Here is a 15549-nt window from a genome sequence, read left to right as displayed (position 1 = left end):
CCGTCACCACCCTGCCCGGCCTACGCGGCGTCCAGCTGCTCCTGCTCCCCTGCCGCTTCCGGCGACGTATTCGTGCGCGCCGGAGCCGAGGCGTGGTGTCGCTCCGGGGCGGCGGGCGGTGTCGAGACCGCCTTCGCGGCGGCGCAGGATGCGAGCAGCTCGCTCATGGACGGGGGCTTCGGGCGGTTGTGCGGGTCACGTTCCGACGCCGGCATGGTGCCTCCTGGAGCTCCGACGGGAGTCGTGGTTAGGTAGACCTAACCACGTCCTCTTCTCCATGTGACCACGGCCGACACCCGCCACGCAAGAACTTCCCGACACCTTGTCGGCTCCTCGGGCGTACGGCATCGGGGCACCGGCGCCGGTTCGTCGCTCCGGGGGGCGTCAGTCGGCAGGACCGGTGAGCACGCCCAGGTCCACGCCCGCCCAGCGGGCCCCGACACCGGTGAGCGCGACGCCGCGCACCTCGGCGGCGCTGTCGGCGCTGTCGGCGCTGTCGGCGCTGTCGGCGCTGTCGCCCGCGGCACGGTCGATGACCACGTGCAGCCGGTCGTCGGAGAGCTCCTCCACCCGGCCCTCGCCCCATTCGACGACGATCACCGAGTCCGGCAGCGAGACGTCGAGGTCCAGGTCCTCCATCTCGTCGAGCCCGCCGCCGAGCCGGTACGCGTCCACGTGCACCAGCGGGGGTCCGGAGCCGAGCGACGGGTGCACCCGGGCGATCACGAAGGTCGGTGAGGTGACGGCGCCGCGCACGCCGAGTCCCTCGCCGAGGCCGCGGGTGAGCGTCGTCTTGCCCGCGCCGAGCGCGCCGGTGAGCATCACCAGATCGCCCGCACGCAGGAGGCCGGCGAGGCGCAGGCCCAACTCCCGCATTTCCTCTGGTGACTTGACGGTGAGCTGGGCGGCGTTGACGTCGAGGGCCGGGGCGGCGGAGGCCGTGCTCTCAGCGGCCGTCGGGGGGTGCGGTGCTTCCATAACTCCTCACGGTAGCGGCCGACGCCACCGCTCCCGCCCGGGTCAGCAGGTCCGCGAGACGGTCGGTGACGGTCTCGGGGTGCTCCATCATCACGAGGTGGCCGGCCTCCGGCACGATCACCAGCTCCGCGTCCGGCAGCGCGTCCCCGATCGCCTCGCTGTGCTCGCTCGGTGTGACCAGGTCCGCGTCGCCCGCGAGGACCAGCACGGGCAGACCCGCGAAGTGCTTCAGCGCCTCGGCCTTGTCGTGGTTCTGGAACGCCGGGTAGAACTCGGCGACGACGTCGATCGGGGTCGCCTCGATCAGCCGCTCGGCGAACCGCGCGACCGCCGGGTCCACGTCCCGCGAGGCGAACGAGTAGCGCTTGATGATCCCGGCGAAGAGGTCCGCAGTGGCCCGCCGTCCGCGTTCCACCAGTTCGGCGCGTGCGCCGAGGGCGTTGAGCACGCCGGGCAGTACGCGGCGCACCACGTTGACCCCGGCCGTCGGCAGCCCGAAGTTGACCTCGCCGAGGCGACCGGAGGAGGTGCCGACCAGGGCGACGCCCACCACCCGGTCCCGGATCAACTCCGGGTACTGGTCGGCGAGTGCCATCACCGTCATACCGCCCATCGAATGGCCGACGAGCACCAGCGGGCCCTCGGGCGCCGCCGCGTCGATCACGGCCTTCAGGTCGCGGCCCAACTGGTCGATGTCGACCGGCACCCCGTCGGCCTGCGCCCGGCCCCGCTCGGACCGGCCGTGGCTGCGCTGGTCCCAGTGCACCGTGCGGACGACCGAGCGCAGTGCCGCCCGCTGGAAATGCCAGGCGTCCTGGCTGAGGCAGTAGCCGTGGCTGAACACCACGGTGACCGGCGCCGGTGACCTGCGGCCGAACAGCCGTCTGCGGCGCGGGGCTTCACCGCCGGCCGGGTCGGTCTCGTCGACCTCGTAGTAGAGCTCGGTGCCGTCCTCGGCTGTGGCCCGGCCCGGCATGCCGCGCAGTGCGCCGTACGGACCGGCGGCGTCCAGGGCGAGGCGGGCCTTCTTGCGCATCCCGCGGCCGACCGTGAGGCGCTCCACTGCGACGCCCGCCGCCGCTCCCGCGGCCACCACGCCTATCGCGACGCCGGCGACTCCCGCCCGGCGCCAGTTGGCCGTGGACACCGCCGACACCGCGGTGCTCGCCGCGCGGGCGGCGCCCCCCGTGCTGGTCTCGCTCACGTGCGCTCCTGCCTGTCTGCGGGGCATGGCCGGTAGGCCGGTGCCCGGTCGGGCTCCGTGGCCGGCCGCGCGGGCACCGGTCTACGGTTGCGTCTTCCCCCGTGGGTACTGGTTGACAGTTACACCTTCCCCGGAGTGGGGCAACGGTCACCGGTTCCTCGCGGTCAGCCGTTCACATGGACGCGCGGGATCCGGGCACCGATACGCGTCACGATCTCGTACGCGATGGTGTCCGCGGCGAGCGCCCAGTCCGCCACCGTCGGCTCGCCCCCGTCCCCCGGGCCGAACAGCACCGCGGGCTCCCCCACGGCCGGCTCCTCGCCCGCCAGGTCGACGACGAACTGGTCCATGGCGATGCGACCCGCCACACGGCGCCACTTCCCCGCCACGAGCACCGGTCCGCTGCCCGACGCGTGCCGCGGGATGCCGTCGCCGTATCCGGCCGGGACCAGGCCGAGGGTGGTGGCGCGGGGTGTGACGTAGTGGTGCCCGTAGCTGACGCCGTGGTCCGCGGGTACGTGCTTGACCAGCGCGAGCGAGGCGGTGAGCGTCATCACGGGGCGCAGGCCGAGCTCGGCGGAGGTACCCAGTTCGGGCGACGGCGAGATGCCGTACATCGCGATGCCGGGGCGCACCAGGTCGTAGTGCGAGTCGGGCAGGGTGAGGGTCGCGGGCGAGTTGGCGATGTGCCGGACCTCGGGTCGCAGTCCGGCCTCGCCGACGATCCGCAGCGCCTCCTCGAAGGCGGTGCTCTGGGCGGCGATCGAGGGATGGCCCGGTTCGTCCGCGCAGGCGTAGTGCGACCAGACCCCGGTGACCTGGACGGTGCCCTCCGCCTCGGCCTTCAGGGACTCCTCGACGAGCCGCGGCCAGTCTGCGAGCTGGCAGCCGTTGCGGCCGAGGCCGGTGTCGCACTTGAGCTGGACCTTCGCCGTACGACCGGAATCGCGGGCCGCGGCGGTGACCTCGTCGAGCGCCCAGAGGCCGCTGACCGACACCTCCACGTCCGCCTCGATCGCCGCGCGCCACGGGCCGCCGGGTGTCCACAGCCAGCACAGGATGCGCGCCTCGTCGGGGCCGATACCGGCCGCGCGCAGGGCGAGCGCCTCCTCGGGGGTGGCGGTGCCCAGCCAGGTCGCGCCCGCCTGCAGGGCGGCCCTGGCGCACGGGAGCATCCCGTGGCCGTACCCGTCCGCCTTGACGACGGCCATGAAGGCGGAGCGGGGTGCCCGGGCGCGCAGGGTCCGCACATTGGCCCGCAGAGCGGCCAGATCGATCTCTGCGCGGACGCGCGGCGGTGTCTCGTTCATCCCGCCCAGTGTCTCAGAGGGCGGTCACAGAGCCGGACCAGCCTGTTTCCGGTCCCGGCTCCTCAGTCCTCCAGCCCCTCAGCCCTCCGGCCGTTCAGCCGCTTGGCCCCTCCGCGTCGAGCCGTCAGCCGTGGACCTCGCGCCAGGCCGCGGGGATCGCGGCGGCGACGTCCTGTGCCGCGACCGGTGCGCCGGTCGAGGCGTGGCGGGCGGCGAGGCCGTGCAGATACGCGGCGACGGAGGCCGCGTCGAGCGGCTCCAGACCCGCCGCGAGCAGCGCACCGGCCAGGCCGGACAGCACGTCGCCGCTGCCCGCCGTCGCCAGCCACGGTGTGCCCGTCGCGTTGACCCGCACCGGGATCCCGTCCGCCGGCGCGGCGACCAGCGTGGTCGACCCCTTGAGCAGCACCGTCGCCCCGAACTCCGCCGCCAGCCGGCGCACCGAGGCGAGGCGGGCCGACTCCACCTCCGCCCGCGCCACCCCGAGCAGCGCCGCGGCCTCACCCGCGTGCGGGGTGAGCAGCGTCGGCGCGGTACGGGCCCGGACCGCGGCCGGGTCGAGGCGCCGCAGACCCTCCGCGTCGACGAGCACCGGGACGTCCGTACCGAGCACATCGTCGACCAGCCGTCCGCCGTCCTGCCCGCTGCCGAGGCCCGGCCCCACGACCCAGGCCTGGACCCGGCCCGCGTTCGACGGCGGCCCCTCGTGCACCAGCGCCTCCGGGAAGCGGGCGATCACCTCGGCCCCCGCGGTCCCGACGTAGCGCACCGCGCCGACACCGGAGCGCAGCGCACCGGCCACCGCGAGCACTCCCGCACCGGGGTACTGCGCCGAGCCGGCGGCGATCCCCGCGACCCCGCGCCGGTACTTGTCGCTCTCCGCCTCGGGCCGCGGCAGCAGCCGGGCCACGTCCGCGAACTGCAGCGCCTCGAGCTCGGGCGGCCCGGCCGGTTCGATGCCGATCGGCACCAGGTGCAGCGCGCCCGTGTGACCACGCGCGGGATCCACCAGCAGACCGGGCTTGTACGCCCCGAACGTCACCGTCGCATCCGCCCGCACCGCGTCGCCGTGCACCTCACCGCTGTCCGCCTCGACACCGCTCGGCAGGTCGACGGCCAGCACCGAGGCCTTCGACTCCTGTGCGGCGCGGGCCAACCGGGCGGCGAGCGGCCGCAGTCCGCCCTTGCCTCCGATGCCCACGATGCCGTCGAGGACGAGATGCGCGCGGGCCACGGCGCGCAGGGCGGCGTCCGCCACTGCGCCCTCCTCCACAGCGCCGTTCACCACAGCGCCGCCCGCCCTGCTCAGCGCGGCCAGACCGCCCGGATGGGTCCGCCCGGGCGCGACGAGCACGGCCGTGACACCCGCACCGCGTCGGGCGAGGCGGGCCCCGGCGTACAGCGCGTCACCCCCGTTGTCACCGCTGCCGACGAGCAGCACGACCCGGGATCCGTAGACCCTGCCGAGGAGTTCGACGGACGCGGCGGCCAGCCCGGCCGCCGCCCGCTGCATCAACGCGCCCTCCGGCAGCCGCGCCATCAGGTCCCGCTCGGCCGCCCGCACCCCGTCCACGCCGTAAGCAGTACGCATGCTCCCGAGTCTGCCGCATCGGCGGACGCCGGGCTCGGCGGTCTCAGCCCTCCGCGATCACCACGGCCGACGCGATCCCCGCGTCATGGCTGAGGGACACGTGCCAGCCTCGTACGCCCAGTTCCTCCGCACGGGCCGCGACGCTGCCGCGCACCCGGAGCCGGGGTCGGCCGCTCTCCTCCACCCAGACCTCCGCGTCGGTCCAGAGCAGACCGGCCGGGGCGCCGAGCGACTTCGCCAGCGCCTCCTTCGCGGCGAACCGGGCGGCGAGCGAGGCGGTCCCGCGCCGCTCGCCGCTCGGCAGCAGCAACTCCCCCTCGACGAAAAGCCGTTCGGCCAGCCCCCGGGTCCGCTCGAGAGACCTGCCGAAGCGCTCGACCTCGGCCACGTCGATCCCCACCCCGATGATCATTCGACGGTGACCGACTTCGCGAGGTTGCGCGGCTGGTCCACCTCGTTGCCGCGGGCCGTCGCCAGCTCGCAGGCGAAGACCTGCAGCGGAACGGTGGACACCAGCGGCTGCAGCAGCGTCGGCGTCGCCGGGATACGGATCAGATGGTCGGCGTACGGCACCACGGCCTCGTCCCCCTCCTCGGCGATCACGATCGTCCGCGCACCACGGGCCCTGATCTCCTGGATGTTCGACACGATCTTGTCGTGCAGCACGGAACGGCCGCGCGGCGACGGCACCACCACCACGACGGGCAGGTCCTCCTCGATCAGCGCGATCGGACCGTGCTTGAGCTCGCCGGCGGCGAACCCCTCGGCGTGCATGTACGCCAACTCCTTGAGTTTGAGCGCCCCTTCGAGCGCCACGGGGTAACCCACGTGCCGCCCGAGGAAGAGCACCGTGTTCTTGTCCGCGAGCGAGCGGGCCAGTTCCCGTACCGGCTCCATCGTGCCGAGGACCCGGTCCACCTCGCGGGCGATGTCGGAGAGTTCGCGGATCACGGCACTGATCTCGTCGCCCCACTTGGTGCCGCGCACCTGGCCGAGATAGAGCGCCACCAGATAGCAGGCGACCAGCTGGGTCAGGAACGCCTTGGTGGAGGCGACGGCGATCTCCGGGCCCGCGTGGGTGTAGAGGACGGCGTCCGACTCACGGGGGATCGTCGAGCCGTTGGTGTTGCAGATCGCGAGCACCTTCGCGCCCTGCTCGCGGGCGTGCCGCAGCGCCATCAGGGTGTCCATGGTCTCGCCGGACTGCGAGATCGCGACGACCAGGGTGCGCGGGTCCAGGATCGGATCCCGGTAGCGGAACTCGCTGGCCAGCTCGACCTCGCACGGCATCCGGGTCCAGTGCTCGATCGCGTACTTGGCGATCAGACCGGCGTGGAAGGCCGTACCGCAGGCCACGATGACGACCTTGTCGGCCTCGCGCAGCTCCGCCGCCGGGATCCGCACCTCGTCGAGACTCAGCGAACCGGAGCGGTCGATCCGGCCGAGCAGGGTGTCCGCCACGGCCTTCGGCTGCTCGGCGATCTCCTTGAGCATGAAGTAGTCGTAGCCGCCCTTCTCGGCGGCCGAGACGTCCCAGTCCACGTGGTACGTGACGACGTCGGCGGGCCGCCCGTCGAAGTCGGTCACCGTCACACCGCCCGGCCGGAGCTCCACGACCTGGTCCTGGCCGAGCTCGAGCGCGGTCCTGGTGTGCGCGATGAAGGCCGCCACATCGGACGCGAGGAAGGACTCGCCCTCCCCCACGCCCACCACGAGCGGCGAGTTCCGCCGCGCTCCGACCACCACGTCCGGCTCGTCCGCGTGCACCGCGACCAGGGTGAAGGCGCCTTCGAGGCGCCGGCACACCAGACGCATCGCCTCGGCCAGGTCCGCGCAGCCGGAGAACTCCTCGGCGAGCAGATGGGAGACCACCTCGGTGTCGGTCTCGGACGCCAAGTGGTGGCCGCGGTCGGCCAGTTCGGAGCGCAGCTCGGCGAAGTTCTCGATGATGCCGTTGTGTACGACGGCGACCCGGCCGGCCTGGTCCAGGTGCGGGTGGGCATTGACGTCGGTGGGGCCGCCGTGGGTGGCCCAGCGGGTGTGGCCGATACCGGTGGTGCCTGACGGCAGCGGCCGCTCCAGGAGTTCCTTCTCCAGGTTGATCAGCTTGCCGGCCTTCTTGGCGGCGGCGAGCGATCCGTCCGCGGGCACGGCCACGCCCGCCGAGTCGTAGCCCCGGTACTCCAGGCGCTTGAGCCCGGCCAGTACGACGTCAAGCGCCGACTGCGAGCCGACGTAACCCACGATTCCGCACATACCAACCCCTTCGCGGTGCCTCACCGGTGACTCCCGGGCTGCTGACGGATCTCATGCTCGCAGAGCCCGCCGCCGTCCCGGGCGACCCGCGCGCACCAGGAGTCACGCGCCGTCGGGCACCGGCGGGGTGGGACGTGCGGTCACCAGCCGCGGCTCATCCGGTCGCGTGCCTCGCGGACCAGGCGCAGATACTCGACCTCCTCGCAGCGGGGCTTGCTGCCCCACTCGTAGAGGTCGAGGCAGTCCTCCAGGTCCTCACCCAGGTCGTCGTCCGGCAGATCGCGTACGAGTTCACCGCGCACCCGCTCGGCGAAGCCGGCCGCGACATCGGCACCCGCACCCGCACCCGCACCCGCACCCGCACCCGCACCCGCACCCGCACCACCGAAGGGTCTCCGACCTGCGAAAACGCGGTGACGTAAGGACATGGCGCACCTCCGGACCGGCGCCGGACGCGGCGGCTCCGCCCCGGTAGCCCGGCGAGGCTAGCCCGGCCCGCCACGCAGGTCCAGACCACGGGAGTCGCTGCTCCCCTCCCGCCCCGGCCGAGGCGCAACCCACGCGTCACGTGAGACAGCCCACCTGCAGTCCCCGGGCGGCAGGAGCGACAATGAGTCAGTGATCCTGTCGTCGCCACCCAGCACCCCCGGCCACCCGCACCGCCGTGCCGAGCCGACGCCGTACGTCGACCTCACCCGCGCCGAGTGGAGCGCGCTGCGCGACAAGACCCCGCTGCCGCTGACCGCCGACGAGCTCGAGCGGCTGCGCGGTCTCGGCGACGTGATCGACCTCGACGAGGTGCGGGACGTCTACCTGCCGCTGTCCCGCCTCCTGAACCTGTACGTGAACTCCACGGACGGCCTGCGCGCCGCCCTGAACACCTTCCTCGGCGAGCAAGGCACCCAGCACGGCACCCCCTTCGTGATAGGCGTCGCCGGCTCGGTCGCCGTCGGCAAGTCCACCGTGTCCCGGCTGCTGCGCGCGATGCTGGCCCGCTGGCCCGAGCACCCGCGCGTGGAGCTGATCACCACCGACGGCTTCCTGCTGCCCATGAAGGAGCTCAAGGCCCGCGGCCTGACCTCCCGCAAGGGCTTCCCCGAGTCGTACGACCGCCGCGCCCTGACCCGCTTCGTGGCCGATGTGAAGGCCGGCAAGGAGGAGGTCACCGCACCGGTCTACTCCCACCTGGTCTACGACATCGTCCCCGGCAAACGCCTCACCGTCCGCCGCCCCGACATCCTGATCGTCGAGGGCCTGAACGTGCTGCAGCCCGCCCTGCCGGGCAAGGACGGCCGCACCCGCGTCGGCCTCGCGGACTACTTCGACTTCAGTGTGTACGTCGACGCCCGCCCCGAGGACATCGAGGGCTGGTACCTCAACCGCTTCAAGAAGCTCCGCCAGACCGCCTTCCAGGACCCCGACTCGTACTTCCACCGGCACACCCGGGTGAGCGAGGACGAGGCCCTGGAGTACGCCCGCACCATGTGGCACACCATCAACAAGCCGAACCTGCTGCAGAACGTCGCCCCGACCCGCGGCCGCGCCACCCTCGTGGTCCGCAAGGGCGCCGACCACAAGGTCCAGCGCCTGCGCCTGCGCAAGCTCTGACCCCTTCCGGGCACGTACGTCCGCCGCCCCGGAAATCGTCGTCCACGCGCGCGTGCCGCCCGCCCCGCCCGGACAGAGCGCTCTCTACTCTGCCCGCATGCTGCATCTGCGCCTGATCACGCCACCTGACCTGACCGACGCCGCGGTCCGGCAGATCGGCGAGACGGTCGGCGCCACCCACCTGCTGGTCGTCCCAGGAGCCGCCCGGGCCCCCGCCGGCGACGTCGTCGAGTGCGACGTCGCGCGCGAAGCGGCCGACGGCCTGATCGGCTCGCTGCACACCCTCGGCATCGACGACCGCGGTGCGATCACCGTCGAACCGGTCGAACTGACCCTCTCCAGAACGGCCGACCGCGCCGAGCGGGACGCCCCCGGCGAACCCGCCGACGCCGTCCTGTGGGAGGAACTCACCGAAGCCACCCACGAGGAATCGACCCTCAGCGTCACCTACGTGGCGTTCCTGTCCATCGCCACCATGCTCGCGGCCATCGGCGTGATGCTGGACAACGCCGTCCTGATCGTCGGCGCGATGGCCGTGGGCCCGGAGTTCGGCCCGCTCGCCGGGATCTGCACCGCGGTGGTGCAGCGGGCCCCACGCCTCGTGCACCGCTCGCTCGTCGCACTGCTCGCCGGGTTCGCCGTGGCGATGGTCCTGACCACCGGATTCGCCGCGCTGCTCGACGAGTTGGGCCTGTTCAGCCGCGCCATGGTGGAGGCCGAGCGGCCCAACACCGGGTTCATCTGGCAGCCCGACTGGCTGTCGTTCGTGGTGGCGTTCCTGGCCGGCGTGGCCGGCACCCTGTCCCTGACCTCGGCGAAGTCGGCCGCCCTGATCGGCGTCGCGATCTCCGTGACCACGGTCCCCGCCGCCTCCAACGCCGCGGTCGCCCTGAGCTACCAGGACTACGACCAGACCTGGGGCTCGGCCGCCCAACTCCTGGCCAACCTCGGCAGTATCGTCCTCGCCGGCACCCTCACCCTGCTCGCCCAGAAGGCCTACTGGTCCCGGCAACGCGAACGCGGGGCCGGCCCGAAGGCCCGCCCCGCGTCACGTACTTGAACACCTGCCGGTACGCCTCAGCCCAGCGCCGACTTCACCACGTCGGCGAGCCGCTCGGCCACCGCACGCGCCTGGTCGATGTCGGCCGCCTCGACCATCACCCGCACCAGCGGCTCGGTCCCGGAGGACCGCAGCAACACCCGCCCGGTGGCGCCCAGTTCACGCTCCGCGGCAGTGACCGCCGCGGCCAGCTCGCCGGAGGTGTCCACCCGTGACTTGTCCACGTCGGGCACATTGACCAGAACCTGCGGAAGGCGCCGCATGACACCGGCGAGGTCGGCCAGGCTGCGCCCGGTCTCGGCCATCCGCGCGGCCAGCATCAGACCGGTCAGCGTGCCGTCACCGGTCGTCGCGTGGTCGAGGATGATCACGTGCCCGGACTGCTCGCCGCCGAGCGCGAAGCCGTCTTGCTTCATGGCCTCCAGCACATAGCGGTCGCCGACCGCGGTCGCCACGAACTGCACGCCCTCGCGCTCCATGGCGAGCCGGAAGCCCAGGTTCGACATGACCGTCGCGACCACGGTGTCCTTGCGCAGCGCGCCCCGTTCCCGCATGGCGAGCGCGAGCACCGCGAGGATCTGGTCGCCGTCGATCTCCTGACCGGCGGCGTCCACGGCCAGGCAGCGGTCGGCGTCCCCGTCGTGCGCGATGCCGAGGTCGGCGCCGTGCTCGACCACGGCCTCCTTCAGCAGGTCCAGGTGGGTCGAGCCGCAGCCGTCGTTGATGTTCAGGCCGTCCGGGTCGGCTCCGATCGTCACCACGTCGGCACCGGCCCGCGCGAACGCCTCGGGCGAGACCCGGGAGGCGGCACCGTGCGCCTCGTCCAGCACGATCCGCAGACCGTCCAGCCGGTTGGGCAGTACGCCGATGAGGTGCGCCACGTACTGGTCGAAGCCCTCGTCGTAGGTACGCACCCGGCCCACCCCCGCGCCCGTCGGACGGCTCCAGGGGGCACCGGTGCGGTGCTCCTCGTACACGGCCTCGATACGGTCCTCCAGCTCGTCGGCGAGCTTGTGACCGCCGCGCGCGAAGAACTTGACGCCGTTGTCCGGCATGGCGTTGTGGCTGGCCGAGAGCATCACACCGAGATCCGCGCCGAGCGCCCCGGTGAGGTACGCGACGGCCGGTGTGGGCAGTACTCCGACGCGCAGTACGTCCACGCCCGCGCTCGCCAGGCCCGCGACCACCGCGGCCTCGAGGAACTCCCCGGACGCACGCGGGTCCCGGCCGACCACCGCGACAGCCCGCTGCCCCTCGGACGTCGGCGTGCGCCCGTCACTCGGCTGCCATCCCAGTCTGACGTGGCTCGGCCCCGAACTCTCTTCCGCGAGAACATGCGCCGCCGCCACGGACAGACCGAGCGCCAGCTCGGCCGTGAGATCCGCATTGGCGACACCGCGCACGCCGTCCGTGCCGAAGAGTCGTCCCACTGGTGTCCTCCGAACCTGTCAGAAGCCGTCGGAATGCTTTCCGAACATGCAAGCCGCTGAGCGCGTGTTGTCGTTATACGCCCACGGCGGTTGATAACACGAACGCCCCGGCAGCACACAGCGTGCCGCCGGGGCGAACGGTCGAACGATCAAGCCACTGCGCAGGCAGCGATCAACGCTTGCTGTACTGCGGAGCCTTACGGGCCTTCTTGAGACCGGCCTTCTTGCGCTCGACCGCACGGTCGTCACGCGTCAGGAATCCGGCCTTCTTCAGGGCGCCGCGGTTGTTGTCCGCGTCCGCCTCGTTCAGCGCGCGGGCCACGCCGAGGCGCAGCGCGCCGGCCTGACCCGAGACACCGCCGCCGGCGATGCGGGCGACGACGTCGTAACGGTCGTCGAGCTCGAGCACCTTGAAGGGCTCGTTGACTTCCTGCTGGTGAACCTTGTTGGGGAAGTACTCCTCAAGGGTGCGGCCATTGATCTTCCACTTGCCGGTGCCCGGGATGATCCGGACGCGGGCGATGGCGTTCTTGCGACGACCCAGGCCGGCGGCCGGCTGGGGGTCGCCGAAGCGGGAGCTCAGCTCCTCCGAGGTGAACTCGCCCTCGACGGGGACCTCGGACTCGGTGGTGTACTGCTCGACGTCGGCAGTTTCCTCAACGGGCTGCTCAACGGTGGTCTCGGCCACGATTCTCCTCAGATTCTTATTCGTCTTAGGGGGTGGCCGGACTTACTGCGCGACCTGGGTGATCTCGAACGGCACCGGCTGCTGGGCAGCGTGCGGGTGCGTGTCGCCCGAGTAGACCTTCAGCTTGGAGAGCATCTGACGGCCCAGGGTGTTCTTGGGGAGCATGCCCTTGACGGCCTTCTCCACGGCCTTCTCGGGGTTCTTGTCGAGCAGCTCGTCGTAGCGGACGGAACGCAGACCACCCGGGTAACCGGAGTGGCGGTACGCCATCTTCTGGGTCCGCTTGTTGCCGGACAGGTGCACCTTGTCGGCGTTGATGATGATGACGAAGTCACCAGCGTCAACGTGCGGCGCGTAGATCGGCTTGTGCTTGCCCCGCAGGAGCGTGGCAGCAGTGGTGGCCAGACGGCCGAGGACGATGTCCTGGGCGTCGATGACGTGCCACTGGCGCGTCACATCGCCGGGCTTGGGGCTGTACGTACGCACGGTCGTAGCCTTCGCTTCTTCAGTGATGGTTTTCCCCCGGCCCGGAAGGGCCATGGGGACGGGGTCCTGACAAGGCCACCACGGACGATGTACGACAGCCTTGGCGGACATCGGTGACGCAACCGAGTCCTGCCGCTGGTCATCGGCCCGGTGGACCGGTGTAAGGGCCCCTCACGTGAGAATGAGAAAGCCAATACACATAACGAACAGGCAGAATACCCGCGCGGCCCCGGACGGGTCAAAACGCGGCTCTGGAGACCGGCACCGCCGACTCCTCCGCCTACGACGGATCTGCCGCTTCCCAGCTTACCCGTTCGGCCTAAGATGCCAGCCATGAGCTTTGGGCAGGGGGGACCGAACTGGGACCCCAGGGAACCGCAGCAGACACCCACCGGTTGGGGCTCCGCGCAGCAGACGCCGGGCACGGGCCAGGGACCGCACCAGGGGCAGTCCCCCGGCCAGCTCCCGGGCCAGGCCCCGAGCGGGCCCACCCCCGACTGGGCCGCGCTCGCCGAGGCCTCCGAGGCCAGGGCGCGGCGCCGGCGCTGGCTGATGATCGGCGGCGGCGCGCTCGCCACCGTCGTGGTCGCCTCCGTCGTCGCGTTCGCCGTCGTCTCGGCCAACAGCGACACAGAGGCGAACAAGCCGTCCGGCGAACTGCCCGCCTCAGAGACCCTGCCGAGCAACACGGCCTCGCCCGACCCGTCCTTCCCCGAAGCGGCTCCCCCGCCGCCGCCGGACCCGAAGGACTACATATCCAGCGCCAAGAAGGACAAGGCCCCGCTCAGCCCGGACAGCCTCTTCCCCGGCACCCAGTACACCAAGGGAGAAAGCGTCTACAAGAAGGGCAAGGCCGCACGCACCAAGGAGTGCGACTCGGCCACCAAGGGCGCACTCGGCTCCGTCCTCACCAAGAACAACTGCGAACAGGTCATCCGCACCACGTACCGCAAGGACGGTCTCGCCGTCACGGTCGGCGTCGCGGTCTTCGAGACCGACAAGGTGGCGACCAAGGCCAAGGACCAGGTCGGCAAGGGCAACATCCAGCCACTCGCCGGTGCGGGCGTCCCCGAGTTCTGCAAGACCGCCGTCTGCCGCACCACCGCCAACGCCTACGGCAGGTATGCCTACTTCACGGTCACCGGCCACACCGACGGCAAGGACGTCACCGGCAAGGACGAGAAGGCGGTCGCCGCGGGCAACGACATCGCCGAGCTCGCCTTCCGGCAGATCCACCGCCGCGGCGAGGCGCAGGCCTCAGCAGCAGCCGGCTTCTCCCAGTGACCGCTTGTTGCGTGCCTCACGGCTCCGCGCGGCCAGCAACTCGTCGGCGGGGTAACCGACTTCCTCCAGGGTGAGCCCGTGCGGCCGTACGACATGCACGGCCGAATCCCGTACGCCCGCGGCCAGCACCTTCGCGGGCCAGTCCACACCGCGGTGCCCGTCACCGACGAACAGCAGCGCCCCGACGAGCGAGCGCACCATGTTGTGGCAGAAGGCGTCGGCCCGCACGGTCGCCGTCATGATGCCGTCCGCGCCGCGCTCCCAGTCGAGGCGCTGCAGCGTACGGATCGTGGTGGCACCCTCGCGCCGCTTGCAGTACGCGGCGAAGTCGTGCTCACCGAGCAGCCCGACGGACGCCGCGTTCATCGCCTCGACGTCCAACGGCCAGTCGTGCCACAGGACATGGGACCGCAGCAGCGGATCGACCCCGCCCGGATCGTCGGTCACGCGATACGCGTAGCGCCGCCACACCGCCGAGAACCGGGCGTTGAACCCCGTCGGCGCCTCCTCGGCCCGCCACACCCGAACGTCGTGCGGAAGCCGCCCGGCAAGCCGCCGCAGCAGCTTCTCCCGGTGCTCGGCCCAGACGTCCACCGGCAGATCGACGTGCGCCACCTGCCCGCGCGCGTGCACCCCGGAGTCCGTACGGCCCGCGACGGTCAGCTCGAAGGTCCGCTCCGACCGGGTCACGGTCCGCAGCGCGCTCTCGATCTCCCCCTGCACGGTCCGCTGCCCCTGGCGCTGCTTCGCCCAGCCCGAGAAGTCCTTCCCGTCGTAGGAAAGATCCAGCCGTACCCGTACGAGACCGGGCTCCACCTCGTCCGACACCGGACGTTCCTCCTTGTGCGGTCTTTCTCCCGTACGCCGGCTCCCCCGACGTACGACGGGCCCGCACCCCCGAAGGGATACGGGCCCGCCGTGAACAGCCGTCGCTGGGCTCAGGCGTCCTTGGACTCCTCGGCGGCCTCGGCCGGCTTGGCGTCCTCGTCCTTCTTGAGGGCGTCTTCCTTCACCGCGCGCTTCGTCGCGGCCTCGGCCTCGCCGACAGCGTTCTGCTGCACGGTCAGGGCCTCCACCAGCTCGATGACGGCCATGGGAGCGTTGTCGCCACGACGGTTACCGATCTTGGTGATACGGGTGTAGCCACCCGGGCGGTTCTCGTACCGCGGGCCGATCTCCGTGAAGAGCGTGTGCACGATGCTCTTGTCGGTGATGACCTGCAGGACCTGGCGACGGTTGTGGATGTCGCCCTTCTTGGCCTTGGTGACCAGACGCTCGGCGTAGGGGCGCAGACGACGCGCCTTGGCCTCGGTCGTGGTGATCCGGCCGTGCTCGAACAGCGCCTTGGCGAGGTTCGCCAGCAGGTGCCGCTCGTGCGCAGCGCTGCCGCCCATACGGGCGCCCTTGGCGGGCTTCGGCATGGTGTTTCTCCTTGTGTGCTGCCCCGGCCGTATCAGGTACCGGGGTCAGTTCCCGACGAACAGTTGTCCGCCGGAGGTTCTCAGTACTGCTCGGTCTCCACGAAACCGGCGTCCGCGTCGTCGTCCGCGCCGAACGCGTCGGCAGCGGCGGTCGGGTCGAAGCCGGGAGGCGAGTCCTTCAGCGCCAGGCCCATACCGGCCAGCTTCGCCTTGACCTCGTCGATCGACTTCGC

16 protein-coding genes and 1 pseudogene are annotated in these 15549 nt (G+C 71.8%); 3 read left to right on the top strand and 14 right to left on the bottom strand.

The genetic code is table 11. The features are described 5' to 3' along the window. Positions 1 to 20: 20 nt before the first annotated feature. From DSC45_RS01185 to DSC45_RS35585, 8 genes are all read right to left on the bottom strand, one after another. Positions 21 to 215: a hypothetical protein gene (locus DSC45_RS01185; protein ID WP_119286231.1), complete on the bottom strand. Its 195-nt coding sequence runs from the start codon at positions 213 to 215 to the stop codon at positions 21 to 23. 169 nt (positions 216 to 384) lie between these two features. Beyond that, positions 385 to 978: a tRNA (adenosine(37)-N6)-threonylcarbamoyltransferase complex ATPase subunit type 1 TsaE gene (gene tsaE / locus DSC45_RS01180; RefSeq protein WP_119286230.1), complete on the bottom strand. Its 594-nt coding sequence runs from the start codon at positions 976 to 978 to the stop codon at positions 385 to 387. After that, positions 947 to 2182 carry an alpha/beta fold hydrolase gene (locus tag DSC45_RS01175; protein ID WP_240434305.1) on the bottom strand — a complete coding sequence of 412 codons (1236 nt, stop codon included), beginning with the start codon at positions 2180 to 2182 and terminating at the stop codon, positions 947 to 949. Before DSC45_RS01175 ends, tsaE begins: the two co-directional genes overlap by 32 nt. Before the next feature lie 164 nt (positions 2183 to 2346). Beyond that, complete coding sequence (alr, locus tag DSC45_RS01170) at positions 2347 to 3492, bottom strand: alanine racemase (RefSeq protein ID WP_119286228.1); 1146 nt, start codon at positions 3490 to 3492, stop codon at positions 2347 to 2349. A gap of 124 nt (positions 3493 to 3616) precedes the next feature. Then, positions 3617 to 5083 (bottom strand): NAD(P)H-hydrate dehydratase, encoded by a 1467-nt coding sequence (locus DSC45_RS01165; RefSeq protein WP_119286227.1) that lies wholly within the window; start codon positions 5081 to 5083, stop codon positions 3617 to 3619. A 43-nt stretch (positions 5084 to 5126) separates the two neighbouring features. Continuing rightward, the gene (locus tag DSC45_RS01160; protein WP_119286226.1) at positions 5127 to 5495 is read right to left on the bottom strand and encodes a holo-ACP synthase; all 369 of its coding nucleotides are present in this window, start codon (positions 5493 to 5495) and stop codon (positions 5127 to 5129) included. Continuing rightward, positions 5492 to 7339, bottom strand: coding sequence for a glutamine--fructose-6-phosphate transaminase (isomerizing) (glmS, locus tag DSC45_RS01155; protein WP_119286225.1), 1848 nt, complete (start codon positions 7337 to 7339; stop codon positions 5492 to 5494). The genes DSC45_RS01160 and glmS overlap by 4 nt, the downstream gene beginning before the upstream one ends. A gap of 140 nt (positions 7340 to 7479) precedes the next feature. Beyond that, complete coding sequence (locus DSC45_RS35585) at positions 7480 to 7767, bottom strand: hypothetical protein (RefSeq protein ID WP_162929069.1); 288 nt, start codon at positions 7765 to 7767, stop codon at positions 7480 to 7482. A 193-nt stretch (positions 7768 to 7960) separates the two neighbouring features. On the opposite strand from DSC45_RS35585, the gene coaA reads away from it, so the two are divergent. Both coaA and DSC45_RS01145 read left to right on the top strand, forming a co-directional pair. Beyond that, positions 7961 to 8947 (top strand): type I pantothenate kinase, encoded by a 987-nt coding sequence (coaA, locus tag DSC45_RS01150; RefSeq protein WP_119286769.1) that lies wholly within the window; start codon positions 7961 to 7963, stop codon positions 8945 to 8947. A 97-nt stretch (positions 8948 to 9044) separates the two neighbouring features. After that, positions 9045 to 10007, top strand: coding sequence for a DUF389 domain-containing protein (locus DSC45_RS01145; RefSeq protein ID WP_119286224.1), 963 nt, complete (start codon positions 9045 to 9047; stop codon positions 10005 to 10007). A gap of 17 nt (positions 10008 to 10024) precedes the next feature. Here DSC45_RS01145 and glmM read toward each other — a convergent pair whose 3' ends face one another. From glmM to rplM, 3 genes are all read right to left on the bottom strand, one after another. Then, entirely contained in the window at positions 10025 to 11437 is a 1413-nt protein-coding gene (glmM, locus tag DSC45_RS01140) for a phosphoglucosamine mutase (RefSeq protein WP_119286223.1), read from the bottom strand. Between the two features lie 172 nt (positions 11438 to 11609). Next, positions 11610 to 12125 carry a 30S ribosomal protein S9 gene (rpsI, locus tag DSC45_RS01135; RefSeq protein WP_119286222.1) on the bottom strand — a complete coding sequence of 172 codons (516 nt, stop codon included), beginning with the start codon at positions 12123 to 12125 and terminating at the stop codon, positions 11610 to 11612. 42 nt (positions 12126 to 12167) lie between these two features. Beyond that, positions 12168 to 12611: a 50S ribosomal protein L13 gene (rplM, locus tag DSC45_RS01130; protein WP_119286221.1), complete on the bottom strand. Its 444-nt coding sequence runs from the start codon at positions 12609 to 12611 to the stop codon at positions 12168 to 12170. A gap of 333 nt (positions 12612 to 12944) precedes the next feature. On the opposite strand from rplM, the gene DSC45_RS01125 reads away from it, so the two are divergent. Beyond that, a complete protein-coding gene (locus DSC45_RS01125; RefSeq protein ID WP_119286767.1) occupies positions 12945 to 13895 on the top strand; it encodes a hypothetical protein in 951 nt (316 codons plus the stop codon). On the opposite strand, the gene truA is transcribed toward DSC45_RS01125, so the two are convergent. The 3 genes and pseudogenes from truA to DSC45_RS01110 all read right to left on the bottom strand — a co-directional run. Beyond that, on the bottom strand, positions 13869 to 14723 hold the full coding sequence (truA, locus tag DSC45_RS01120) for a tRNA pseudouridine(38-40) synthase TruA (RefSeq protein ID WP_119286220.1): 855 nt from the start codon (positions 14721 to 14723) through the stop codon (positions 13869 to 13871). The genes DSC45_RS01125 and truA overlap by 27 nt on opposite strands. A gap of 110 nt (positions 14724 to 14833) precedes the next feature. Continuing rightward, entirely contained in the window at positions 14834 to 15316 is a 483-nt protein-coding gene (gene rplQ, locus DSC45_RS01115) for a 50S ribosomal protein L17 (protein ID WP_119286219.1), read from the bottom strand. An 80-nt stretch (positions 15317 to 15396) separates the two neighbouring features. Continuing rightward, positions 15397 to 15549 (bottom strand): annotated as a pseudogene (locus DSC45_RS01110) (DNA-directed RNA polymerase subunit alpha); the annotation flags it as partial.

Source organism: Streptomyces sp. YIM 130001 (genome assembly GCF_003574445.1).
Lineage (GTDB): Bacteria > Actinomycetota > Actinomycetes > Streptomycetales > Streptomycetaceae > Streptomyces.
The sequence above is the reverse complement of the archived record's forward strand: the minus strand, read 5'-3'. Positions and strand labels throughout refer to the sequence as shown.